This is a genomic window from Sporosarcina luteola (assembly GCF_007991495.1).
GTDB lineage: Bacteria > Bacillota > Bacilli > Bacillales_A > Planococcaceae > Sporosarcina > Sporosarcina luteola.
Map to the genome: position 1 here is coordinate 26221 of NZ_BJYL01000032.1, position 23685 is coordinate 49905.

Annotated in this window: 24 protein-coding genes; 20 read left to right on the forward strand and 4 right to left on the reverse strand. The window is 42.4% G+C overall.

Annotated features, from left to right (window positions below; translation table 11 throughout):
* Positions 1-21: 21 nt before the first annotated feature.
* Both SLU01_RS11885 and SLU01_RS11890 read left to right on the forward strand, forming a co-directional pair.
* Positions 22-363, forward strand: a complete 342-nt coding sequence (locus SLU01_RS11885; RefSeq protein WP_147058580.1) for a DMT family transporter — start codon at positions 22-24, stop codon at positions 361-363.
* Positions 363-677 (forward strand): DMT family transporter, encoded by a 315-nt coding sequence (locus SLU01_RS11890; RefSeq protein WP_147058582.1) that lies wholly within the window; start codon positions 363-365, stop codon positions 675-677. Before SLU01_RS11885 ends, SLU01_RS11890 begins: the two co-directional genes overlap by 1 nt.
* A 5-nt stretch (positions 678-682) precedes the next feature.
* Here SLU01_RS11890 and SLU01_RS11895 read toward each other — a convergent pair whose 3' ends face one another.
* The gene (locus SLU01_RS11895; RefSeq protein WP_147058584.1) at positions 683-1345 is read right to left on the reverse strand and encodes an HAD family hydrolase; all 663 of its coding nucleotides are present in this window, start codon (positions 1343-1345) and stop codon (positions 683-685) included.
* A gap of 103 nt (positions 1346-1448) precedes the next feature.
* Here SLU01_RS11895 and SLU01_RS11900 point away from each other — a divergent pair, with 103 nt between their 5' ends.
* Complete coding sequence (locus SLU01_RS11900; protein WP_246110975.1) at positions 1449-2342, forward strand: RluA family pseudouridine synthase; 894 nt, start codon at positions 1449-1451, stop codon at positions 2340-2342.
* A 166-nt stretch (positions 2343-2508) separates the two neighbouring features.
* Here the strand turns inward: SLU01_RS11900 and SLU01_RS11905 are convergent, their stop codons facing one another.
* Positions 2509-3147, reverse strand: coding sequence for a spore coat protein (locus tag SLU01_RS11905; protein WP_246110976.1), 639 nt, complete (start codon positions 3145-3147; stop codon positions 2509-2511).
* A gap of 156 nt (positions 3148-3303) precedes the next feature.
* Between SLU01_RS11905 and SLU01_RS11910 the strand changes: the two genes are divergently transcribed.
* Positions 3304-4587 carry a glycoside hydrolase family 18 protein gene (locus SLU01_RS11910; protein WP_147058685.1) on the forward strand — a complete coding sequence of 428 codons (1284 nt, stop codon included), beginning with the start codon at positions 3304-3306 and terminating at the stop codon, positions 4585-4587.
* A gap of 65 nt (positions 4588-4652) precedes the next feature.
* Here SLU01_RS11910 and SLU01_RS18020 read toward each other — a convergent pair whose 3' ends face one another.
* Positions 4653-4793, reverse strand: a complete 141-nt coding sequence (locus SLU01_RS18020; RefSeq protein WP_170232689.1) for a hypothetical protein — start codon at positions 4791-4793, stop codon at positions 4653-4655.
* A 748-nt stretch (positions 4794-5541) separates the two neighbouring features.
* Between SLU01_RS18020 and gdhA the strand changes: the two genes are divergently transcribed.
* From gdhA to SLU01_RS11940, 6 genes are all read left to right on the forward strand, one after another.
* The gene (gdhA, locus tag SLU01_RS11915) at positions 5542-6921 is read left to right on the forward strand and encodes an NADP-specific glutamate dehydrogenase (RefSeq protein WP_373866417.1); all 1380 of its coding nucleotides are present in this window, start codon (positions 5542-5544) and stop codon (positions 6919-6921) included.
* A gap of 154 nt (positions 6922-7075) precedes the next feature.
* Entirely contained in the window at positions 7076-8284 is a 1209-nt protein-coding gene (locus tag SLU01_RS11920; RefSeq protein ID WP_147058588.1) for an argininosuccinate synthase, read from the forward strand.
* Between the two features lie 780 nt (positions 8285-9064).
* Positions 9065-10651: a DUF6583 family protein gene (locus SLU01_RS11925; RefSeq protein WP_147058590.1), complete on the forward strand. Its 1587-nt coding sequence runs from the start codon at positions 9065-9067 to the stop codon at positions 10649-10651.
* A gap of 19 nt (positions 10652-10670) precedes the next feature.
* Complete coding sequence (locus SLU01_RS11930) at positions 10671-11894, forward strand: ABC transporter permease (RefSeq protein WP_170232690.1); 1224 nt, start codon at positions 10671-10673, stop codon at positions 11892-11894.
* A complete protein-coding gene (locus SLU01_RS11935; protein WP_147058594.1) occupies positions 11891-13021 on the forward strand; it encodes an ABC transporter permease in 1131 nt (376 codons plus the stop codon). The genes SLU01_RS11930 and SLU01_RS11935 overlap by 4 nt, the downstream gene beginning before the upstream one ends.
* A gap of 1 nt (position 13022) precedes the next feature.
* Positions 13023-13688, forward strand: coding sequence for an ABC transporter ATP-binding protein (locus SLU01_RS11940; protein ID WP_308507729.1), 666 nt, complete (start codon positions 13023-13025; stop codon positions 13686-13688).
* A gap of 72 nt (positions 13689-13760) precedes the next feature.
* Here the strand turns inward: SLU01_RS11940 and SLU01_RS11945 are convergent, their stop codons facing one another.
* Positions 13761-14558, reverse strand: a complete 798-nt coding sequence (locus SLU01_RS11945) for a histidinol-phosphatase HisJ family protein (protein ID WP_308507728.1) — start codon at positions 14556-14558, stop codon at positions 13761-13763.
* Between the two features lie 100 nt (positions 14559-14658).
* Between SLU01_RS11945 and hisZ the strand changes: the two genes are divergently transcribed.
* The 10 genes from hisZ (at position 14659) to SLU01_RS11995 (ending at position 23165) form a co-directional block, all read left to right on the forward strand.
* Positions 14659-15858: an ATP phosphoribosyltransferase regulatory subunit gene (gene hisZ, locus SLU01_RS11950; protein WP_147058598.1), complete on the forward strand. Its 1200-nt coding sequence runs from the start codon at positions 14659-14661 to the stop codon at positions 15856-15858.
* Positions 15859-15873: 15 nt separating this feature from the next.
* Positions 15874-16509: an ATP phosphoribosyltransferase gene (gene hisG, locus SLU01_RS11955; protein ID WP_147058600.1), complete on the forward strand. Its 636-nt coding sequence runs from the start codon at positions 15874-15876 to the stop codon at positions 16507-16509.
* A 2-nt stretch (positions 16510-16511) separates the two neighbouring features.
* The gene (hisD, locus tag SLU01_RS11960; protein ID WP_147058689.1) at positions 16512-17786 is read left to right on the forward strand and encodes a histidinol dehydrogenase; all 1275 of its coding nucleotides are present in this window, start codon (positions 16512-16514) and stop codon (positions 17784-17786) included.
* Positions 17783-18370, forward strand: coding sequence for an imidazoleglycerol-phosphate dehydratase HisB (gene hisB, locus SLU01_RS11965; RefSeq protein WP_147058602.1), 588 nt, complete (start codon positions 17783-17785; stop codon positions 18368-18370). The genes hisD and hisB overlap by 4 nt, the downstream gene beginning before the upstream one ends.
* 13 nt (positions 18371-18383) lie before the next feature.
* Positions 18384-19103: a 1-(5-phosphoribosyl)-5-[(5-phosphoribosylamino)methylideneamino]imidazole-4-carboxamide isomerase gene (hisA, locus tag SLU01_RS11970; protein ID WP_147058604.1), complete on the forward strand. Its 720-nt coding sequence runs from the start codon at positions 18384-18386 to the stop codon at positions 19101-19103.
* Positions 19096-19857, forward strand: coding sequence for an imidazole glycerol phosphate synthase subunit HisF (gene hisF / locus SLU01_RS11975; protein WP_147058606.1), 762 nt, complete (start codon positions 19096-19098; stop codon positions 19855-19857). The genes hisA and hisF overlap by 8 nt, the downstream gene beginning before the upstream one ends.
* Positions 19857-20498 (forward strand): bifunctional phosphoribosyl-AMP cyclohydrolase/phosphoribosyl-ATP diphosphatase HisIE, encoded by a 642-nt coding sequence (hisIE, locus tag SLU01_RS11980; protein WP_170232691.1) that lies wholly within the window; start codon positions 19857-19859, stop codon positions 20496-20498. The genes hisF and hisIE overlap by 1 nt, the downstream gene beginning before the upstream one ends.
* 81 nt (positions 20499-20579) lie before the next feature.
* Positions 20580-20762, forward strand: coding sequence for a hypothetical protein (locus tag SLU01_RS11985; protein WP_170232692.1), 183 nt, complete (start codon positions 20580-20582; stop codon positions 20760-20762).
* 109 nt (positions 20763-20871) lie between these two features.
* A complete protein-coding gene (gene rlmN / locus SLU01_RS11990; RefSeq protein ID WP_147058611.1) occupies positions 20872-21942 on the forward strand; it encodes a dual-specificity RNA methyltransferase RlmN in 1071 nt (356 codons plus the stop codon).
* Between the two features lie 443 nt (positions 21943-22385).
* Positions 22386-23165, forward strand: coding sequence for a nuclease-related domain-containing protein (locus SLU01_RS11995; protein WP_170232693.1), 780 nt, complete (start codon positions 22386-22388; stop codon positions 23163-23165).
* Positions 23166-23685: the final 520 nt, after the last annotated feature.

The following is a 23685-nucleotide window of genomic DNA, read 5'->3' on the forward strand; positions in this document are numbered from 1 at the left end:
ATCGAGTCAGGAGTCAATTTTATGAACAAGTCATGGATTTATGTAGCACTGACAAGTTTTTTCGAATTAGTGTGGATTTTTGGTTTTAATGTCGCCTCTGAATGGTGGCATTGGATTCCAATTGTGTTTTTCATTTTCGTCGATTTTCATTTCTTGGCGAAAGCATGTGAAAACCTTCCAACAGGTACCGTGTATGCAGTCTTTGCTGCGATTGGTACAGTTGGAACTGCTTTGATGGACGTTCTCCTATTTGGAGAGTCTCTTGGAGGAGGAAAAATGTTTTTCATCGCAATTTTACTCGTCGGGGTTATCGGATTGAAAATTGCTGACGACGCGGAAGAAAAGAAAGGAATTGCTAAGTAATGGGATGGTTATTTGTATTTGTGGCGGCAATCAGTGAGTTTGTCGGTGTTGTTGGGTTAAATAAATATAATGAAGAAAAAACAATCCGCCATATGATTCTTTTTGGCGGAGGATTTGGAGCGGCTTTTGTATTTCTTTATATGTCATTCAATTATTTACAAGTGAGCACGGCCTATGCAGTATGGATTGGAATCGGTACCGCAGGAGCCGTACTCATCAATATGATCTTTTTCGGTGAATCGAAAAGCATGGGGAGAATCATTAGTGTTCTCCTAATCGTGATTGGTGTTGTTGGAATCAAAGCATTGTCTTGACCCTATTAAAGAATTGCCCAATTCCGTTCATTAGCGACTTGTTCCAGCCGTTGCTCGGGCTTCACAGCTACAGGTTTTCCGACGAGCTCAAGGACGGGCAGGTCGGAGAAGCTGTCTCCGTAGGCAAAGCTGTTTGCCCAGTCGATCGTATGTGCGGCAAGGGATTGCATGATCTTTTCATTCTTTCGTTTTCCTTGTATATGATAAATCGAAGCAGCACGGTTAAGCGCACCGTCTTCTGTAAATGGGATTTCCGTTCCGATAATTTCATCGAAGCCCAGTTCATCTGTAACTGCATGCAATAAAGAAGTATATGCACCTGAGACGAGCATGACATGTACGCCGTCATGCTTATGTTGGTTCAGACGTTTAATGACATCTTGGTTAAAACCTGCACGCATGCTTTCTTTCATTTCCAAGAAGTAGTCATCGAGTTCTTTTTTTGATAAAGTATGTAAGGCTTCTGCATAGATCTGCATCGAACGTTCCTTCATCGTAGATTCGGGGACGATTTTTATTTTATAACCGATATATAAAGGAAGAATCTTGCGGAAAAATGTTTTGTATTTGGGACTATGTGTTGGATGGTGCTTCAAATGATTCATTAGCAATGTAAATGTTTCTTTTGAATAAAGTGTTCCATCAAAATCGAATATCGCTACGCGCATGTAATCCCCACTTCCAAAGCTTTTATATAAGATGATACAGTGTTTGTATTCGGAGTACAAATTATGGATAATGAAGAAAGAGAGCGAGGAGACAAGAATGCATATGAATCAAAAGAAAAAAAGGGAAGGCTCATACCTTTTTCAAGTGACTGAAGAGGCGGAACTCTTGCCGTTTTTACTCGAAAATATGAAAAAGAATAGCCGTAACTCCATTAAGTCCATGTTGACGAGAGGACAAGTTTCGGTAAATGGTATGTCCATTACGAAACATAATCATAAATTGCTTACCGGACAGACAGTGGAAATACTGCCTAATAAGGCGGCGCTGAACGAAAGTATGCTAACAGGTCTGACGATCCTTTTCGAAGACGAGTCGATCATTGTCATTGACAAAGAAGAGGGACTTTTATCGATGGCTGCGAAAGATAAAAATGAAAAGACGGCATTCAGTGAAGTTTCATCGTATGTGAAAAAACAGGATTCGCGGCAAAGAGTTTTCATTGTCCATCGGTTGGATCGGGATACATCTGGTGTTTTATTGTTCGCGAAAAGTGAAAAAGTGAAGATGCAATTGCAAGATCACTGGGATGAAGTGGTGAAAGAGAGAGTATATACGGCGTTAGTCGAAGGAAATGTGAAGAAGGATAAGGGGACGATCAAGTCTTGGTTAAAGGAGACGAGGACCTATAAGGTCTATTCGAATCCTACGGACAATGGCGGTCAACTTGCGATTACCCATTACCGTAAAATCAGATCAAACCGTCAGTATTCCTTACTCGAGGTCAACTTGGAAACCGGCAGAAAAAACCAAATCCGTGTTCATATGGAAGAGATCGGGCATCCTGTTGTCGGAGACAAAAAATACGGGTCGACCGTTAATCCGATAAAAAGACTGGGTCTCCATGCGAGCGCATTGACAATTGTCCATCCGATAACGAATGAGATCATGAAATTCGAATCGGAAATCCCCGCTTCATTCATTTCTAAATCATTGTAAATTAAACAGGTGAAGGGATTATTTCCCCTCACCTGTTTTCTCGTCCAGCTCCGGGCGCCAGAGACTCGGGGTCATAAGTCAAAGCTGCTTTGTGGCAAAGTTCGCCACGTCGCATCTTCGCCTTATGCCTGTCGTCTCTAAGCAGGCGCCCTGCGCTTTTGTTTTCTTACTGTATCGTATGATTCGGCATGCTTGGCTGACCTTGGAAGGATGCATAGGAGTTAAGAATTTGCTGCATATCCTGTTGAGCAAGTTGTGGGACTTGGTAGTAATGATGCTTATTTTGGTAAATTGAAAGCTCATAAGCCATTTCGATGCAATTCGGTATGGAATCCGCTAATACACGTCTGAGGACGGGGTTGCATGTCTCAAGTGCAGCCGTGGTTTTTGCAGTTGCGCTTGTCTTAGCGGAGCCGAGGAGGAAGCCAGATATCAATTCATCGGTAATTTCATTAGGACTTTGGATTGGTTTCTTAGGCTGTGAAGGCTTCATGCCGTATATGAAATCATTGCCTTCTTTCATTTTATAGCTTCCTGTGGGATGAGAAGGATCCTTGCCGGTTTTAAAGCTCTCGACTGTAATATTGTATTCATCTAAGGCAAACCGATATTGCCGATCCAAAATGTCCAATAACTCCGGATCCTTTACATGCGGTCGTAAAATCATGGCCTTATTCAAAGCAGCAATTGAATTGGAAAGAACTTCATGGACATCAAACAATTCATGTCCGCCGTGGTTCATTTGTGGTGGAACCGTTCCGGTATGCATATTTTGATGCATTTCACCAAATTGATTTTGCGTCACTCAGCATCCTCCTTATAGTTCTAATTTTGAATCGTAAGTAGTATGGCTTCAATCGTTTAGTGTATGCGTGAAAAAAATCAAAATAGGCATAATCGAGGACTTTTGAAAATAGCATGGGGTAAAGGACAATTTGTCAATGAAAGGCAGAGGATGAATTTGCAAATCCATGTTGTGCAACAAGGACAAAGTTTATATGGAATCGGGCAAGCGTACGGCATTCCTTACGAGCAAATCGCACAGGCGAATGAACTGCAAGATCCTTCTCGGATTGTTGTGGGTCAAGCATTAGTAATCCCAATTACGGGAAGCTATCATTGGGTGCAGCCGGGTCAATCGCTTTATGTCATATCCAGGTTGTATGGTACAACGGTTGACGAGCTTGCTCGAATTAATGGAATATCGCCGAATAGCATTTTATACGTAGGACAAAGATTATATATACCGCAACGGACGAAGTCGGTAATTGATGTTTTACTATACGTTGAGCCGCGAGAAGCGACGATGGAAGCAACTGTTGCTGAGGTGAGAAGAAGGGTCGGCGATTTGACGTATTTGGCAATGTTCAGCTATGAGCCGCAAAGGGATGGGACATTGAAGCCGCCGCCGATTGATGATATCCCTGAGATTGCTGCCCAGGCAGGAGTATTGAATGCAATGGTCGTAAGTAATTTGGAAAACTTTGCATTTAGTGCAGACTTGGCGAATGTTTTATTTACAGATAAAACTGCACAAAATCGTTTGTTCGAAAATATTATCCAAACCGCCAGTCGAATCGGGTACAGTGACATTCATTTCGATTTTGAGTTTTTAAGACCGGCAGACAGGGAAATGTATAATGATTTTCTACGAAATGCGCGTGCTCGCTTTCATCCTTCAGGGTTAACCTTATCTGCAGCACTGCCGCCAAAAACAAGCGCAGATGTAACGGGGCTTTATGGAGGGATCGACTATAAAACCGTTGGAGAAATATGCGATTTCGTTACATTGATGACATATGAATGGGGATATTCATTCAGCGAGCCACAGGCGGTCAGCCCTCTCAATCAAGTCCGGCGGGTTGTTGAGTTTGCGGTTAGTCAAATACCAAGGGATAAAATCTTTTTAGGGCAGAATCTGTATGGATATGATTGGACGTATCCATATCCTCCGGAAACAGGAGTCGCAGCGAAGGCATTAAGTCCACAGCAGGCAGTGAATTTGGCAATTAGTCGAAACGCCAATATACAGTTCGATACAACTGCCCAAGCACCATTTTTCTTATACTGGGACGATGAAGGCGTACGACATGACGTTTGGTTCGAAGATGCGCGAAGCATCCAAGCTAAATTCAATTTGATAAAGGAATTTGATTTGCGTGGAATCATGTATTGGAAGTTAGGTTTAGCATTCCCGCAAAATTGGCTTTTACTCCATGACAACTTTACGATTCGTAAACGATGAAAAAATGAACCATATGTGCATACGTGCACATATGGTTCATTTTTTCCAGCTTGCGATCTTCAAAATCAATCTTTCGAAATATAGTTGATTACGTTTTGGAAAATATCTACGTCAGGGTTAATGAGCAGAGCAGGTAGGAATGCGAAGGCCATTAAAATGACGAGATTGGCGCCAATGACCGCACGTAACAATTTGGTAAACTTCATAAGCATCTCCTATTCTCTTTGTAGTAGTTTTCCAAACAAGAAGAATCTAGGCATTTGTCAGGCTTCCTAATAATCTATGTTTAGAAATGAAAAAGTGACTTTATTTAATTTCGATAGCTTTCGACATTTTTACTGAAAACGTCACAATACTGTAAATGAATTTAATGATAAATGAAAAAAACATTGTATATATTCATATTTTCAGTGATAATAAATAAAATCGAATAAATGATTTTGAAATATTAATTTTCAATAATGTTAAAGTGAGCGTTTACGTTTTCTATGTTATTTTTTCAGGCGTGTTGATTAACCAAATAATAGGCTATAACATAGTCCGATGATTTCCGTTCCGGGCGGACGCGTTCCTGGGGGCGTGCGGTGAGCCTCCTCGTCGCAAAAACCGCTCCTGCGGGGTCTCACCTGTCACGCTAATCCCCAAGGAGTCGCCGCCCTGCACTTCAATCATCTAATGCTTCAATAAGAAGTATGGATAATTATCAGCTCTCTTGTAGATGCGAACATTACTCTTGTTCAGCTATCTTCAGTTGACTGAAGTGCAGGCGCCGACTCCTGCGGGAACAGCGCGAGCTGAAGACCCCACAGGAGCGTGTTCTTCGCGACGAGGAGGCTGAAGCCGTGCCCGCGGAAAGCGTGCGCCGGAATGGAAGTCAACGGGTTTAGAGTGGCTTTACTGTATAATAATGGTTAATCAACACACCTGTTATTTTTTAAGAAAGGGATGAGGCGATTGACAAATTTAGAGACTACTCATCATAAAAAAAGTCGTGCGAATGATTATGTACATGAAGTATATGAGCTAGTGAAGAAAAGAAATCCAGATGAGAAGGAATTTTTGCAAGCAACACGAGAAATATTTGACTCGCTTCGCCCGGTCTTTGCCGAGCATCCTGAATATATACGAAATGGAATACTTGAGCGCATCACCGAGCCGGAGAGAATCATCTCCTTCCGTGTCGCCTGGGAGGATGATAAAGGAAAAGTGCACGTCAACCGCGGGTACCGTGTTCAATTCAACAGTGATCTCGGACCATATAAAGGCGGACTCCGATTCCATCCATCCGTAAATAGCAGCATCATGAAATTCCTCGCGTTCGAACAAATTTTCAAAAACGCTTTGACAGGTCAACCGATCGGTGCTGGAAAAGGAGGCTCCGACTTTGATCCGAAAGGGAAGTCAGAGCGGGAAATTATGCGGTTCACACAAAGTTTCATGACGGAGTTAAGTAAATATATCGGTCCGGATATAGATGTACCTGCTGGCGATATCGGAGTGGGAAAACGCGAAATCGGCTACATGTTTGGGCAATATAATCGGTTGAAGAGCGGCTATGAAGCGGGCGTTTTGACAGGGAAGGATCCTAGTCATGGAGGGTCGCTAGGCCGAAAGGAAGCAACAGGGTACGGAACTGTCTACTTCGTCGAGGAGATGCTGAACGAGAACGGGCTTTCATTCAAGGGCAGTACGGTTATCGTTTCAGGATCGGGCAACGTATCGACGTATGCAATCGAAAAAGCTCACCAGCTTGGCGCGAAAGTCATTGCATGCAGTGATTCCGGAGGCTATATCCTTGATAGGAATGGCATTGACCTGGAGACTGTCAAAAGGTTGAAGGAAGTGGAAAACAAGCGGATTTGGGAATATACGAAAGACCATCCCGACGCTGAATATCATGAAGATTGTTCAGAAATCTGGTCAATCCCTTGCGATATTGCTCTCCCTTGTGCGACGCAAAATGAAATCGATGAACTTGCCGCACATATGCTCATCGCAAATGGCGTGAAAGCAATTGGAGAAGGTGCAAATATGCCGTGCAACATTGAAGCGATTAACATATTTCTTGAAAATAACATCTTGTTTGCACCTGCAAAAGCTGCGAATGCAGGAGGGGTCGCCGTATCTGCGATGGAGATGTCTCAAAATAGCATGCGACTCGCCTGGACGGAAGAAGAGGTCGATGAACGCTTGAAAAAAGTGATGGAAAATATTTATGCGAGCTGCAAAAATGCTGCGGAGAGCTTCGGCAAACCAGGCAACTTAGTAATGGGTGCGAATATTGCAGGCTTCCTGAAAGTCGCGAATGCAATGGTCGCCCACGGAATCCGATAACTTAAAAACGATCCTTAACGTATGTTTCATATTGTTAAGGATCGTTTTTTTATTTCTTCTCCTTATCTATTGAAATCTAAAAAATCTATGGTATTATAAAAATACATATAAATGAATAAAGATACATAAAGATGTATAGAGGAGGATGGAATAGATGGCAAATCAAAAAGTTGTATTAGCGTATTCAGGTGGTCTTGACACTTCAGTGGCGGTTCAATGGTTAACGGATAAAGGGTATGACGTCATAGCATGTTGTTTGGATGTAGGAGAAGGGAAAGATTTGAACTTCATTCAACAAAAGGCGTTGCAAGTCGGTGCGGTAAATAGTTATGTAATCGACGCGAAAGAGGAATTTGCTCAGGAGTATGCATTGCTCGCTTTGCAAGCACGCACCTATTATGAAGATAAATATCCGCTTGTTTCAGCTTTATCCCGTCCTCTGATTTCCAAGAAATTGGTCGAGGTTGCACACCAGGAAAATGCAACCGCCGTAGCGCATGGCTGTACGGGGAAAGGGAATGACCAAGTCCGTTTTGAAGTGGCAATCAAAGCACTTGACCCGTCACTTGAAGTCATTGCACCCGTCCGTGAATGGAGCTGGTCGCGTGAAGAGGAAATCGCTTATGCGAAAGAGAAAAACATTCCCATCCCGATCGATTTAGATAGTCCATATTCAATTGACCAAAATCTGTGGGGCCGCAGCAATGAATGCGGAATCCTTGAAGATCCGTGGGCTGCACCTCCTGAGGATGCTTTTGGACTGACGGTGTCAATCGAGAACGCACCAGATCAGCCGGATGTCATCGAAGTCGAATTCGATAAGGGAGTGCCAGTAAAAATTGACGGTAAGCATTACCCATTAAGCGAGCTGATTTTAAAACTGAATGAAGTTGCGGGCAAGCATGGGGTTGGAAGAATCGATCATGTGGAAAACCGACTCGTCGGCATAAAATCACGTGAAGTATATGAATGTCCAGGTGCTATCACTTTATTGAAGGCGCATAAGGAACTGGAGGATATTACACTCGTCAAAGACGTCGCCCACTTTAAACCGCTCGTTTCACAAAAACTGAGTGAATTGATCTATAACGGACTTTGGTTCTCTCCATTACGTAATGCATTGGAGGCGTTCGTTAAGGAAACGCAACAATACGTGAATGGTGTCGTCCGTGTTAAATTGTTCAAAGGGCATGCAATCGTAGAGGGCAGAAAGTCATCCAATTCCCTTTATGATGAAAAACTTGCGACATACACTTCCGACGATCAATTTGACCAATCCGCTGCGATCGGTTTCATCCAACTATGGGGACTGCCGACCGAAGTGCACAGTACGGTGAACAAACAACAAAAAGTGAAAAACTAATACACCAAAGCCTTCCGCCGAAACATGGTGGCCAAGAAAAAGTCCTTTAATGTTAGAAGAACTTTGAAAACTGTTGATTTGCGCTTCAGGCGGACGCTTTCCGGGGGGCGGGCGGTGAGCCTCCTCGTCCGCGAAGCTACGCTTTCGCTACCTGCGGGGTCTCACCTGTCCCGCTAATCCCCCAGGAGTCGCCGCCTTCCGCTTCAATCAACGGAATCTTCTTTAATCATCATCTAAGTTAACAGTGCTAACTGTTTGAAATGAGTCCCCCATCAATGAGATTGATGAGGGACTCATTGGATTTGCAGCATAATAACATATCGTTGTTCCGAAATATAATATACAACGCCATTTTTTCACCTTTATTCTCCTTGGTATGAAATGTGTGATTTCAGCGAAAATCGGGCAAACACTAAGAATGCAATTGGAAAATTCTTCAGGACTATTTGGCGTACATATTTTTATTTATTCGGACGTACTATTGCTTGGAGTGGAGGCGCTCGACTCCTGCGGGAATAGCATGAGCCTTGAGACCCCGCAGGGCGCATGCCTTTCGCGACCGAGGAGGCTCAAGCCATGCCCGTGGAAAGCGAGCGCCGGAACGGAAAGCAACTGTACAAGTTAACTTGGTTTGCATAGTACCTCCTCCCTAAATCCTTTCTTAGCTATAAGTAATCAATTCTAAAAAAAAGGCACATTTATCCTTTTTTTATAGTAGAATTCTATGATGAACAACATTTGTAATCTTTGAAATTAGCAAATTGATAGGGAGGAAATGTAGTGGAGAATGTTCAAAAAGAAACAAGCGGTAGGAAAAAATCACCCGCCATTTTAATCGCGGTGTTGACGGTTGTCCTATTAGCGGCGGTTGGAAGCGTATCTGCTTTCTTTTTACTTAATAAATCGCCAAAAGTCCAATATCTATTGGCAGAAACAAAGACATTAAGTGAAATGAGCGACTTATTTAAGAAAAGATATGAAAATGAGATGAATTGGGTGGATGTTCAAAAGACGAAGCCCGTTGAAACTTCTTATGATCTATCCGCGCAGCTGAATGGTCCGGCGCTCGGTTATGAAATGCAAGAAATGCAAAGTATAGTAAACAATTTAACGATCTCTTACACACAAGTGAAAGACCCTGTCGAGAAAGAATGGGAAATGAATTTAAGCGGAAAGTTCGGAAGTGTTCCGATTGATGTCGGTACGTTCTATTTCACACCTGAGAAGATGATCGCGAAACTGGCATTCACTGACAAACTATTCCTTTTCAAGGATGAGGATTATGGGAAGATGATGAGAGAATCAGACCCTTCCTATGACGGTAATGAAAAATTAGGTCTATCCCATCTGTTTGAAGAAAGATTTATGACAGAAGAGCTCCAAAATTATATTGAAAAAGAGTATATGGAATACCTTTACAATGAACTTCCTGAAGATGCATTTACTAGTGAAAAAGAAGAAATTGAAGTGTTTGATAAAAAGGTAAAGACAGAAAAGGTAGAAATGAAACTGTCAGAACAACAAGTAAAGACGTTTATGAAAAATCTTTTCGAAAAAGCGCGTGATGATGAGAAGTTAAAAGCATTAATAAAAGAGCAGATCGCTTTTTCCACGATGGGCGAAGAGTTCTCCAATGATGATTTAAAATCTATAATCCGTGATTTTGAAGATGAACTGGATACGGCTTTGAAAGAAATAGATGAATTGCTAATCCCGGAAGGAATCACTTCAACGATCTGGCATAAATCTAACAGTATTGTAAAACGTAATTTTGCAATTTCAATTGGTGAGTTTGAAGATGAAATTTCGACTCTGAACATCGAAGGGGTTCAAGTGCTCGATAAAGCATCTCAACAATGGGCGTATACGTTTACCGGATCTGATTCTTATACACAAGAAGACGCAGTCGTCGAATTCAAAGGTGACTTGAAATGGGATGGCAAAAAGGCGGATGACACGATTACCATTTCTGCTGAAGACGTAGTACTTCAATACAAAGGTGAAGAGGAATTGAAAGGGAAAGAACGTACTTTCAAACGTGCTTTTTCTATAGAAGATGATGAATTCAGTCCTGAATTTGTATGGAGCGGAACTGCGACACATGAAAAAGATTCGATGAATGCGAACCATGAATTCACATTTGTTGTCGAAGAAGCAGGAGAAAACGATATTCGAGTACAATTAAAACAACAAGGTAAAATCGTGAAGAAAGTGGATATGCCGGACGAATCTAAAAATGTGGTGGATTTAGGCGCAATGACGGCTGATGAATTGGACTCGTTCTTTACGAAGGAAATTGGAGAAGCCCTAGAGAAATGGGTTACTGATTTAATGGGTGACCTTGAAAGTGAGCTTGGCAATTTATAAATGAATGGTTGTGAGCTGTTTGCATTTCTTTAGAAAAACATTCTTTTTTATGAATGAATACGCAAAACAGTTGAAGAAGAAGTGGGCGACCCTTCTTCTTCTTTTTCTATTTCCGCTTTTATTGATCGGAATGATCGTAGGATTAATTGCTGCATTACTAATCCCCGATGAGAATACACCCATCCAAGTTGCACTTGTGGATGAGGATCTAACGAAGGAGTCAAAGTTAATAAGTACCCTCTTGACCGAAACAGCAAGTGGCCAGCATTATTTGCAAATAGTATCTACATCAAAAAAGCAAGCACAGCAAATGATGGATCGAAATGAGATCAGTACTTATTTTTTATTGCCAAAAGATTTTACGGATGATCTATATGAAGGCGAATCAGTAACAATTCCGATGACTGGAAATCCATTGCGTCCAATCGATAGCTATATTACGAAAGAATTGGTTGATAGCTTTGCTCGTTACATTGCGGCTGCCCAAGCAAATATTTTGGTAATTAATGAATTTGCTAAGGAGACGGCGATGTCAAAAGACGAGCGAATGGAATTCATGTATGGGCAATTCATCGATTTTACGCTTTATACGTTAGGAAAAGACAGGATGTTGGATGAGGAAGTCATAATGAATGCTGCTTCATCCTCACCGAGAAATTATTATTTACTCGCAGGTTGGTTCATTGCTCTGTCGATTTGGTTGCTTTCTTTTTATAGCATACTTGGAAAGGAAGAAACCAAGGCGATGGCAACCCGCATGACATTAAGCGGGGTTACGCTCGGGCAGAGAATTACTGGAAAAGTCATTGTTTCTTTCACATCAGGCTTGATCCTGGCAAGTATCCTTTTTGCACTGATTCGGTACGCTATCCAAATAGAGTTTTTTCTCATTGACTATGTACGTTTCGGTTTGTTTACAGCGCTGTATGCAGCCATTTTGCTAATTGGTATAGCGTTAATTGATATATGGGTGTCTGCGAAGAAGACGGCATTATTTCTGGGGTGTATATTTGTTTTCATTAGTTTATTGCTAAGTGGGGCGCTAATCCCGACACTTTACTTTCCACAATCGATCCAAACGGTTTTTCCTTATTTCTTTTCTTCCATTAGCTTGAATTGGATGATGGATCTTGTTCTCGAAGAGCGGAATTATGCGAACTTCACTTCACTGACAGTATACTTTTGTTTCTTTTTCCTATTGTTATTGTTTTCTTTTAGTTGGAAAGAGAGGTGGAGACAATGACGGGGATGCCTGCACAATTGATACGGATGAGAAAAGAATGGAAAAGCTTGGTTTGCTGGCTTATCCTTCCGATTTTACTAACAGTGGCCGTGTCGAAAGTTTTTGGTGTCTGGCAGGAGGAAACGAAGGTGCCGATTGCGGTCATCGTTGAGGATGATTCACAGATGGCCCGCCAGCTTGCAAATGAAATTGCCGCCATCGATCTGTTGGAAGTTCGGTATATCGGATTGGACGAAGCGCTTCATAAATTGCAACAACATGAACTGGACAGTGTTTTCCTTTTACGTGATGGCTACGAAACGGCAGTTTTGTCGAATGATCGCAATTGGCTCATCAGAGGATATTCTTCCAATCGGTCGTTCGCTTATCAGGCGGTAGCAGAAACGGTTATGTCCATTGCGCAGCAAGACATGTCCCGATCCAAAGCAGCCTCAGTTATTCAACAATTGTATAAGGAATATGGAATGGAAGATGTATGGAATTATGATGCAATCATACAAAGGAGCATGGAACGTCAAGAGAATGAAAGCCTCCTTCAAACGCATTTTACATACGGAAGACAATCTTCTACTTCAGAGGAAACACCAATGCGATTATTGAATAATCGAGGCGTTTGGGCCTTCTTTACAATTATATCGGCATTTTTCCTTTTTGATTGGATGATTAAGGAAAGTCGTCCGGCTATGCAAATACGGTGGCTTTATACTTCAATTTCCTTTAAACGCCATGCGCTTAGGATGTTCGTTTTTTATACTGCGTTAACAATACTATCAGATGTCCTATCGATATTCGTATTCACTTTCTTTTTGAGTGAACCGGTAACAAGCTCACTACTGCTTCCATTACTGACATTCAGAACGACGCTTAATCTGTTAGCTTTTCTGCTCGCCATCGTGTTTCGGCAAGTTCTGCCATATACGATGACAGGCATCGCTATCGCACTGTTCTTGACTGTGACGGGAGGAGCGGTTATCCCGCTGGATGGGTTAACGAGGAAATGGGAATGGGTGGAGGCAATCAGTCCCGTGCAATCATTATTGTCGATGACCGTCCCTGTTGTATGGATGATCGGATTAATCGCCACTTTGGCCGTTTGGTTTTATGGAAGGGGGAGGCGTGTTGCTTGAAGTGAATGGCGTACAAAAACGATATAAACGAAAAAATGTCTTGCAAGATGTTTCATTCCAACTGAAGAGTGGAGAAATCGCTGGCTTAGTTGGAGAGAATGGAGCAGGAAAATCGACCTTGCTGCAAATAGTGGCAACCGTGATGCAGCCTTCCGCTGGGGAGTTGCTATTAGACGGCGATCAGTACAAGGACTCTTACAAACAACTCCGACGAAAAATCGGGTATGTCCCACAAGAGATTGCGGTATGGGAAGAGTATACAGTCGAAGAGAATATGCTGTTCTTCGAGAAATTATCGTGGGAACGAAAGTCAGCGGAAGAGTGCAGGCAACTTTGCTTGGATATGCAACTGACCCATTGGAAGGAAAAAGTCCATTCGTTATCAGGCGGCATGAAGCGAAAGCTGAACTTGGCGATCAGTCTATTGAACGATCCTGTCCTGTTGCTCCTCGATGAACCGACTGTTGGAATCGATTTGAAGTCAAAGATGGAAATCAGTGCCTATTTGCGTAAATTGGCAAAGATGGCGGGGAAAACGATTTTGTATACTTCGCATGATATGGATGAAATCACGAACTTATGTGACCGTGTCTATTCAATCGGCGAAGACCCTTTTTATCCGGATTTGTTAGAGGGACGCGGTGTTGAAGTCGTAAAATTATCGTGATCATAAAAGATGTTAGGAAAGCCAAAAAAGCTGTATCCTCCCATGAATGAACGGGCGGGATACAGCTTTTATTTAGAACTGGTCAATTGAATGGAAAACAGGTTTTTGTTCGTCGAATGTTGTAATATATGTAAACCCAATCGACTTTAACAGCTGCAATGATTCTTCGAATTGAAAAGCGATATCTTCAGGCTTATGTGCATCCGAACCCAATGTGATAATTTCACCGCCGCATTGCCGATATAGTTTCAAAACATCATCACTCGGTAAACCATTTGGAAGCCCATAACGAACCCCTGACGTATTCAATTCGATTCCTTTGCCAGCAGGGATGATCACTTTGAAGATTTCACGTAAAACATCATGGAAGTCATTGTCAAGCACTTCCGGCGCATAGCGTTTAATCAAATCAATATGACCTAAAATCGAATAATTATCGAAATTCTTCACGCATTGCAATAGCTCATTGTAGTACGTAAAAGATGCTTCCTCTACAGTTTTACCTACAAATATATCGCCATAATGCAAACCTTTTCGTTCAACCGTATGCATGGAGCAGATGATGAAATCGAATGCCTCTTCTCTCAGCATGTCATCATATCGTTCCAATAAATGCGGTTGCACGCCAATCTCCACACCCCTTTTTATTCGAACTTGTCCATAATATTTCTCTCGCAAAGCTTCAATCCGTTCCCGATATTTCCGCTTGTCAAAATCAAATACAATCGAATCATCGGGATAATCATAATCGATATGTTCAGTAAAGCTTATTTCTGTCAGTCCTTTCTGAATCGCCCCTTTCACCATTTCTTCCATCTCTACATTACAATCTTTAGAAAACGAACTATGCATATGGTAATCAAACATCATAAAAAAGCCTCCTATCAGTTGACAAACAATTAAAATAGATTTATAGTACGTTATAACTTTAACGTAGTAAAGCGATGAAGTATCGGAAGGTGGTATTTGAATGTTCCTTGATCTGAACGAAGATGAAAGATTTGAGCAAATCACCAACAAATTAAGTAGACGGTTTTCTACATACGGATTTAACCGGATCAAAACGTCTCCATTTGAGAGCTACGATCTTTATTCAAAAGTAGCAGCTTCTGTCAACCGTCAAGAAATGATCAAGGTTATCAATTCTAGCGGAAAGGTCCTCGTTCTCAGACCTGACGTAACAATCCCGATCACACAGAAATTGTCTCATGAAGAAAGTGAACTGGCAAATGAACACCGCTTCTATTATATACAGGAAGTGTTTCGACAGTCAGTAGAAACAACCGAGAAACTAGAACGGACGCAAGCCGGGGTCGAGTATTTTTCTGAAAGCTCTCCTGAGGCAGATGCTGAAATGATTGCTTTGGCACTTCATACGATGAAGGATTTAGGATTTAAGGAAATCAAAATTGAAATTGGTCATACGGCCTTTTTCAAGGAAATGATCCATGAATTGCCATTGCATGACAACCAAATCGATACGTTGCAGACACTGATTCAGGCGAAAAACATTGTGGAGATTTCCCGGTTCTTAACATCTGTGAAAGTGAACGAAGCTATTAAAAAGTCGATCGAAGAAATTCCGTTCCTTTATGGAAAACCGGATGACATATTAAAACGGGCTAAAGCAATTTCAACGACATCAGTTATGCAGGATTCCATCCGTAACATTGAAGAAATTTGGAAACTATTAAAGCTATATGAATTGGAAGATCATATTGTTATTGATTTCGGTTTGATTAACCGCATGACCTATTATTCAGGAATCATTTTTCAAGGGTTTGTCGAACAATTTGGTAAACCGGTGTTGATGGGAGGAAGATATGATCGGCTAGGCCATGAATTTGGAGCAAATCTTCCGGCAATCGGATTTGCATGTGAAGTCGAGTCGCTTGTGGAAGCATCCGCTAACAAGGAATTCGAAGATCCGAAATTGATCGACGTGAAAATCATTTATGAAAACAGTGAATTGGAACGGTCGGTCACAATGGCCGAGGCCTTGCGGAAACGAAATTTTAAAGTGCTTTCATTGCCAAAGCGAAAAGAGCATCTGAATAAAGACCGTTGCACTTATTTAATCGAATTGACAAAAGGAGAAAATACATTCAAACACATGGATACTGAACGCCCATTTGCAAAGCTTGTAGAAGTAGAAACGTTCATGGTGTAGTAGGGGGGAGATTCATTGGAACGAATAACAATCGCTATGGCGAAAGGAAGAACTGCTAATGATGCAATTACCTTGTTGGAGAATGCAGATATCCTTTTTTCCGATTTTAATGAAAAAGGCAGAAAATTGATCTTCGTAGATGATGAAAGGCAAGTCAATTTGATTTTTGTAAAGGCCGTGGATGTTCCGACGTATGTGGAAAATGGGGCCGCAGATATCGGTGTAGTCGGCAAGGACGTTATGTTGGAATCTCCAAAAGATGTATATGAACTGGTGGATCTCGGCATAGGGAAATGTAAAATGTCCGTGGCAGGCTTCTCTGGTACTGAAATAAGCAGATTACCCCAATTGACTGTCGCGTCAAAATACCCGAATGTGACCCAATCATTTTTTGATGAAAAAGGCATTCGGACAAAAATCATCAAACTGAACGGTTCAATTGAATTGGCCCCGCTGATCGGCATGGCGGATGTCATCGTCGATATTGTGGAAACCGGTACGACGTTGAAGGAGAATGGATTAGTAATATTGGAAGACATCACGGATATTAGTGCAAGACTCATTGTGAATAAAGCCAGTTACGCCATAAAGACTGAACGGATTCAGCAATTTGTAGAAAATGTCAAAAGAGGATTGGGGGTCTGTACGTGAAAATGATATCCGCAATTGAATTTAGGAATGAAAAAGAAAGTCGAAAGAGCCAAACGAATGATCTTGAGTTTGATAAAATCGTTCTCTCCATAATCGAAGAGGTCCGTTCGAAAGGGGATAACGCGTTGCGTGCGTATACGGAACAATTTGACGGAGTTCTCCTGGACGACATCATTGTTTCGGATGAAGAAATTGACGAGGCGTATTCGCTTGTTTCTACTGCCTTCCTTGCGTCACTTAAAAAAGCGGAACAAAGAATCACTGTCTATCACGAAGAACAAAAGGAACGTTCCTGGTTCGTTCAACAGGAGAAGGGAATTTTGTTAGGGCAGCAAGTGACCCCGATTGAACGTGTCGGTATTTATGTACCTGGGGGGAAGGCGTCTTATCCGTCGACAGTCTTGATGAATGCGATTCCTGCCAAAATTGCGGGGGTCTCTCATCTCGCCATGACAACACCGCCACAGTCGGACGGTAAAGTGAATCCGCATGTTTTAGTCGCCGCACGCGAGACGGGTGTTGACGCTGTCTACAAAGTGGGCGGAGCACAGGCGATTGCGGCACTTGCCTATGGGACGGAGAGCGTTCGGAAAGTGATGAAAATAACAGGCCCAGGTAACGCTTTCGTTGCGCGTGCAAAGAAATGGGTGTTCGGTGAAGTGGCGATCGATATGATAGCAGGACCAAGCGAGGTTTGCGTGTTGGCGGATGATAAAGCGGACGCTCGCTTCGTAGCGGCCGATCTGTTGGCGCAGGCAGAGCATGATGAGCGAGCAGCTGCACTTTGTGTGACGACAAGCGAATCATTTGCAGAAAAACTGGCTGCAGAAGTGATGAGACAGTTAGATGAATTGGACCGAGTGGAAATCGCAAGTCGCTCCATCGAGGATTTTGGCAGGGTCATCGTTGCTGAATCGAAAGCTGAGGCGCTTGAGATTGTGAATAAAATTGCCCCTGAGCATTTGCAAATAATGGTGGAAAACCCGATGGAGCTATTGCCGTTCATCCGGAACGCAGGAGCGATTTTTCTTGGTGAGTATTCACCGGAAGCATTGGGCGATTATATGGCGGGACCGAATCATACGCTGCCGACGAGTGGAACAGCTGCTTTTTCATCCCCACTAGGCGTGTATGATTTCATGAAAAGATCAAGCATCATCCATTATTCGGAACAGGCATTTCGGGAAGTGGCGGATGACATCGTCTTGTTGGCCGAGGCCGAAAGACTGACAGGGCATGCCAATTCAATACGGATTCGGAAAGGGGTTTTCGAATGAGACGTCAAAAGATTGTTCGCAGTACAGCCGAAACATCTATAGAAATGGATTTTGCAATCGATGGAAAAGGAGAAACAGGTATACGGACGGGCGTCGGTTTTCTAGATCATATGCTTGTGTTGTTTGCCAGCCACGGCAGATTTGATTTGTCTGTAGCATGCGACGGTGATCTTCATGTCGATCAGCATCATACGGCCGAGGATGTCGGAATCGTGCTCGGCCAAGCTTTCAGTGCAAGTATTGGGATGAAAAAAGGAATAGAACGGTATGCAACGGTGTCAACGCCGATGGACGAAGCGTTGTCGACAGTATCTTTAGATATTAGCGGGCGTCCTTTCCTAGTTTACAATGTCGATGGCTTGAAAGAGAAAGTCGGCGATTTTGATACGGAGCTTGTCGAGGAATTTTTCATCGCGTTTACAAGACATGCGGGGGTGACACTGCATATCAATTTACATTATGGAAAGAACAGCCACCATATAATCGAATCGATCTTTAAAAGCTTCGGAAGGGCACTTCGTATTGCAAGTACAATCAATCCTGTGCTTGAAGGGCTCGTTCCTTCAACGAAAGGAATTTTATAAGGGGGAATTATGGATGATTTTATTTCCGGCAATCGATATTCGTGGCGGCAAATGCGTCCGCCTTATCCAAGGGGATTATGACCAAGAAATCATTTACAACGACTCACCGGTCGCGATGGCGAAGGAATGGGAAAGGCAAGGGGCCGAGTACATACATGTTGTCGATCTGGACGGCGCAAAAACTGGGGATTCATTGAATAAAACCGCGATTGAACAAATGGCAAAGTCCGTCCGTGTTCCAATCCAAGTTGGCGGTGGCATACGGACAATGGATGCAATCGATTCACATATCGCAAATGGAGTAAGCAGAGTCATTATCGGAACGGCGGCAATCGAGGATCCACAATTCGTTGGCGACGCGGTAGCCAAATATGACCGGAAAATTGCTGTGTCGATCGATGCGCGTAACGGATTTGTGGCGACAAATGGTTGGACCGAAACGAGTGATGTCAAAGCGATCGATTTGCTCCTGCGCCTAGCGGATATTGGAGTCAAAACTGTTGTCTATACGGACATTTTGAAAGACGGTATGTTGCTAGGACCAAACTTCATTGAGCTGCAAATGATGAATGAAGCATCGGGCATCGATATTATCGCATCCGGCGGAGTTTCGACTGAACGGGATATCGCAAAGTTAAGAGAAATGAACTTGTACGGCGCCATTATAGGAAAGGCATTGTACGAAGGGAATTTATCCTTGGAAACAGTGATGGGGGCTTACGCTAATGAATAAACGAATTATACCATGCATGGATATCGATAATCGGAAAGTCGTAAAAGGAAAAAAATTCCTGGACGTACAAGAAGTCGCAGATCCTCTGACGCTTGCAAAAAAATATGTAGCTGACGGGGCGGATGAGCTTGTCTTCTATGATATTTCGGCTTCTCTAACGAATCGGGAAATGTTCTTGGATTTGATTGAAGAAATCGCTGAAGAAGTGCCGATTCCATTTATCGTCGGCGGAGGCATTCGTACGATTGAAGACATAGAGAAGGTCATTCGCAGTGGAGCGGATAAAGTGTCTATCAATAGCGCCGCCTTGGCGAATCCAGATTTCATAAAAGAAGCGGCGGATCTTGTCGGACGCGAAAAAGTTATTCTCTCGATGGATGTGAAGCAAACTGATCCCGGAAAGTGGTCCGTATTCGCGAAAGGCGGTATGGAAGACACAGGAATCGACGCAATCGAATGGGCGAAAAAAGGCGAGGAACTCGGAGCCGGCGAACTTGTCGTCAATAGCATCGATGAAGATGGCATGAAAGATGGCTATAACATCGAGTTAAATAAAGCGATGGCAGAGGCAGTCAATATTCCGATAATCGCGAGCGGAGGAGCAGGTGGACCGGAGCATTTCGCGGATGTATTGACGAAAGGGAAAGCGGATGCTGCTCTGGCCGCCTCCGTATTCCACTTTGGCGACATCAATATCGTTGAATTGAAAGGTTATTTGGCCTCGCAAAATATAGCTGTAAGGAATGATTTATGATGACCTTTGATATTGATTCGATTGTATACGATCAAAACGGGTTAATGCCGGCAATTGTACAAGACGAGCGAACAGGTGATGTACTCATGCTTGCTTATATGAACAAGGAGGCTTTGCAAAAGACGGTCGAAACAAAAGAAGCATGGTTTTACAGCCGTAAAAGGCAGGAATTGTGGAATAAAGGTGCGACGTCGGGCAACAGGCAAATTGTTAAGCGTCTCTCGCTGGATTGCGACCAAGATACGATTCTTCTTCAAGTGGACCCATTAGGGCCGGCATGCCATACTGGTAAAATCACTTGTTTTAACGAAATTGTCTATGAAGAAACTGAATCGGCGCGGGGAGTTGTGCATGAAGTAGCGGATGAAATTAAGGGGCGACGCTTGAATCCGGTCGAAGGCTCTTATACATCTTATCTATTTCAAGAAGGCGTGGATAAAGTGCTGAAAAAAATTGGAGAAGAGAGTACAGAAGTCGTTATAGGGGCAAAGAACTGCGACAAAGTTGAATTGCTGAATGAGTTGGCAGATTTAACTTATCATGCACTCGTTCTCATGGAACTAATGGATATATCAGTCGAGGACGTGAAAGGGATCTTAAGGGGAAGAAGATCAAAGAATGTAGCGGTACGTCCTTTATAAAAGAAGAATGGCAATGAATGGGCGGATACTGTTATACTTATGTCAAATGGAAGCTATGGCTTAAGGAAGGATTGCATACATTTGACGACACCGAAATTTATCGATATCGCATTAATCATCTTCTTAGGGTATTTTGCAATTGACCGTTTTACAAAAGGGCAGACGGGCATTGCAATCATGTTTACCGTTCTCGCGCTGCTGAATGGATTTGTTTTATTCATGAAAATCAAACAGGATAAAAAAGAAGCGAACGAACCAAAATAAGTGTACATCTAGGCTGCATATCTAAAACTGCAGCTTTTTTTCTTCTGTTTTAGTCTTTTTTGTGCTATAGTGATGGAATGCAAAAGTTAGAAATGAGGAAGGAATTGACATGAAAAAATCAATTTACGGATTGACATTGGAACAGCTGACTGCTTGGCTTGTGGAAAATGGACAAAAGAAATTCCGTGCCGCTCAAGTGTGGGATTGGCTCTATAAGAAACGTGTCGCCCACTTCGCGGACATGACAAATATAAATAAAGAATGTCTTCAATTATTAGATGAGCATTTTGAAATACAAACGCTTGAACAAACGGTGAAACAAGTATCTGATGACGGGACGATTAAGTTCTTATTCAAAATGCAAGATGGGAACTTGATTGAGACGGTATTGATGAAGTTTCCATACGGACAATCTGTATGTGTGACGACTCAAGTCGGCTGCAACATCGGCTGCAGTTTCTGCGCAAGCGGTTTATTGCGAAAAAATCGTGATTTGGACGCCGGAGAAATCGTCGGTCAAATCATGAAAGTTCAAGAGCATCTTGATGAATTAGGCGGCGGAGAACGCGTTAGCCATATCGTCGTCATGGGAATCGGAGAGCCGTTCGACAACTACACCAACTTGATGAACTTCCTGCGGGTCGTCAACGATCAACAAGGATTGTCGATTGGAGCGCGTCATATTACCGTTTCGACAAGTGGGTTAACACCAAAAATCCGTGAATTTGCGGAAGAGAATATCCAAATCAATTTGGCCGTATCGTTACACGCGCCGAATAACGAGCTGCGTACTTCAATTATGAAAATCAACAAAGCGTATCCAATCGAAAAATTGATGGATGCCATCGATTATTATTTGGAAGAGAAGAACCGACGCATCACATTCGAATATATATTGTTGGACGATGTGAACGATCATGTAGTAGAGGCTGAACAGTTGGCCAAATTGCTTCAGAACAAGCGCCATTTGTCGTATGTGAACTTGATTCCGTATAATCCCGTCGACGAACACGGACAATACCAACGAAGCAAGCCGGAAGCGATTAAGGCGTTTTACGAAACACTGAAAAAACGCGGCATTAATTGTGGTGTCCGCCTAGAACATGGGACTGATATCGACGCGGCCTGTGGTCAATTGCGCAGTAAGCAAATTAAAAAAGAAAAAGCGACAGCAAAATAAACATCAAAACACGCATGCCTTCTTGACGGCATGCGTGTTTTTTAGATCCATCGCGCAACGGCTCGTTTATTTCGAGAACGGCTCATTCTTTTGCGCAACGGCTCGTTTATTCCGAGAACGGCTCATTCTTTTGCGCCACGGCTCGTTAATTCCGAGAACGGCTCATTCTTTTGCGCCACGGCTCGTTTATCCCGAGAACGGCTCATTTATTTGCGCAACGATTAAGACCCCGTTATAAAGATGATTTAGATTGTCAAAGGTACTTGGCGCGATAGTTTGTTCCATTCGAAACAGAAATATTGCTCGCGGGACTTTGAATTATATAAACACTGATTCTATTTTGCTGTTTGGACTATGAATTAGGAAACATTCATTTCCGGCAAAATCAGACAGAGTATTCCAAAATTCGACAAGAAAGGCTACAATGGAGGTGAGGTGATGATGTGTTAGTGAAAAAAAGAAAAAGCACAATGGAGATTGACGGGTTAATCGCTTTACAAAAACGGTTAGGAAAGGAGGATGAGAATAGATTGCGACTAGATGAACGGCTTTACAATCTTCAGGCGGGGTTTGCTGGAGAAACGCAATATGATAAGTATTTAACAGAATTCAAACCAGCTTTCCCTCATGCTATTTTGCATGATGTTACACTTTGTGAGAATGAAGTTTATTTCCAAATGGATAGTGTTTTGATTACCCCTGCATTTATCGTGATTTCTGAAGTGAAAAATATTGCAGAAAAAATAATTGTTAAATCAAAGCCTTTACAGTTTATAAAGGAATATGCCAATGGGAAGAGAGTGCCTTTAAAAAATCCGATAGCAGAACTAGAACGTAAAATATTTCATCTGGAAAATTGGTTGAAAAGGCAAAGGATAGACATTCCGATAAAGGGATTAGTTGCGTTCGCCTATAATAATGAATTAATCATCGAGGAACCCCCGAGTATTGACATCATGTTTACCTACGAAGTCGCCGCACATCTTAGAAAATTACCGGTTACACAAGAGATCCTCAAAAAGCCGGAAATCCACTCGTTAGCAAAAAAAATTATAAACAATCATAAAGAGTTTATTCCTTTCCCTATGATTAAAAGATATAATATTCCTCCAAGGAACATAAAAACAGGGATATTTTGCCCTGTCTGCAGTAATTTGCATATGAGATGGGAACAGAAAGTGGAATTGCCTACATTGTGGTTATACGGGAAGAAACGAGCATGAAGCTGCATTGAAAGATTGGTCAATGTTAATAAAGAGTAATATTACTAACCGGGAATTCTGCTATTTCACCCGATTGGAAAGTCGTCATATCGCTAAAAAGATATTAGCCAGATCACCAATTGAGCTTAAAGGAACCGGACGAGGTTCTATTTATGAAATTATCTTGGATCCTACTGACGGACGGAAATAAAGACAGAGCAATGAGTCCTAATTTGTCAAAGGCATTTGGCGCGAGATGTTAAAAACTGCGAGATTATTAATTGCCGCGATCCACTGCATTATGAGTTTAGTTATTTAATTCAACATGCTCGCGCCAATGGCCAATTAGCGTGCTCGAACTCATACTAATTTTGAAATTTACTCATTCATCTTCTTACCGGCTCAATCTTTTGTACAATGGCTCGTTTTCCTGAGAACGGCTCGTTCTTTTGTACAACGGCTCGTTTATCCCGAGAATGGCTCATTCTTTCGCACAACGGCTCGTTTATCCCGAGAACGGCTCATTCTTTCGCACAACTGC

Coding starts and splice junctions, on each gene's coding strand:
- SLU01_RS18020 (WP_170232689.1), bottom strand. CDS start 4,793: ATGAAGTTTACCAAATTGTTACGTGCGGTCATTGGCGCCAATCTCGTC.
- SLU01_RS11895 (WP_147058584.1), bottom strand. CDS start 1,345: ATGCGCGTAGCGATATTCGATTTTGATGGAACACTTTATTCAAAAGAA.
- SLU01_RS11885 (WP_147058580.1), top strand. CDS start 22: ATGAACAAGTCATGGATTTATGTAGCACTGACAAGTTTTTTCGAATTA.
- hisF (WP_147058606.1), top strand. CDS start 19,096: ATGAATAAACGAATTATACCATGCATGGATATCGATAATCGGAAAGTC.
- SLU01_RS11890 (WP_147058582.1), top strand. CDS start 363: ATGGGATGGTTATTTGTATTTGTGGCGGCAATCAGTGAGTTTGTCGGT.
- hisB (WP_147058602.1), top strand. CDS start 17,783: ATGAGACGTCAAAAGATTGTTCGCAGTACAGCCGAAACATCTATAGAA.
- SLU01_RS11945 (WP_308507728.1), bottom strand. CDS start 14,558: ATGATGTTTGATTACCATATGCATAGTTCGTTTTCTAAAGATTGTAAT.
- SLU01_RS11900 (WP_246110975.1), top strand. CDS start 1,449: ATGAATCAAAAGAAAAAAAGGGAAGGCTCATACCTTTTTCAAGTGACT.
- rlmN (WP_147058611.1), top strand. CDS start 20,872: ATGAAAAAATCAATTTACGGATTGACATTGGAACAGCTGACTGCTTGG.
- SLU01_RS11935 (WP_147058594.1), top strand. CDS start 11,891: ATGACGGGGATGCCTGCACAATTGATACGGATGAGAAAAGAATGGAAA.
- SLU01_RS11920 (WP_147058588.1), top strand. CDS start 7,076: ATGGCAAATCAAAAAGTTGTATTAGCGTATTCAGGTGGTCTTGACACT.
- hisIE (WP_170232691.1), top strand. CDS start 19,857: ATGACCTTTGATATTGATTCGATTGTATACGATCAAAACGGGTTAATG.
- hisD (WP_147058689.1), top strand. CDS start 16,512: ATGATATCCGCAATTGAATTTAGGAATGAAAAAGAAAGTCGAAAGAGC.
- hisZ (WP_147058598.1), top strand. CDS start 14,659: ATGTTCCTTGATCTGAACGAAGATGAAAGATTTGAGCAAATCACCAAC.
- hisA (WP_147058604.1), top strand. CDS start 18,384: ATGATTTTATTTCCGGCAATCGATATTCGTGGCGGCAAATGCGTCCGC.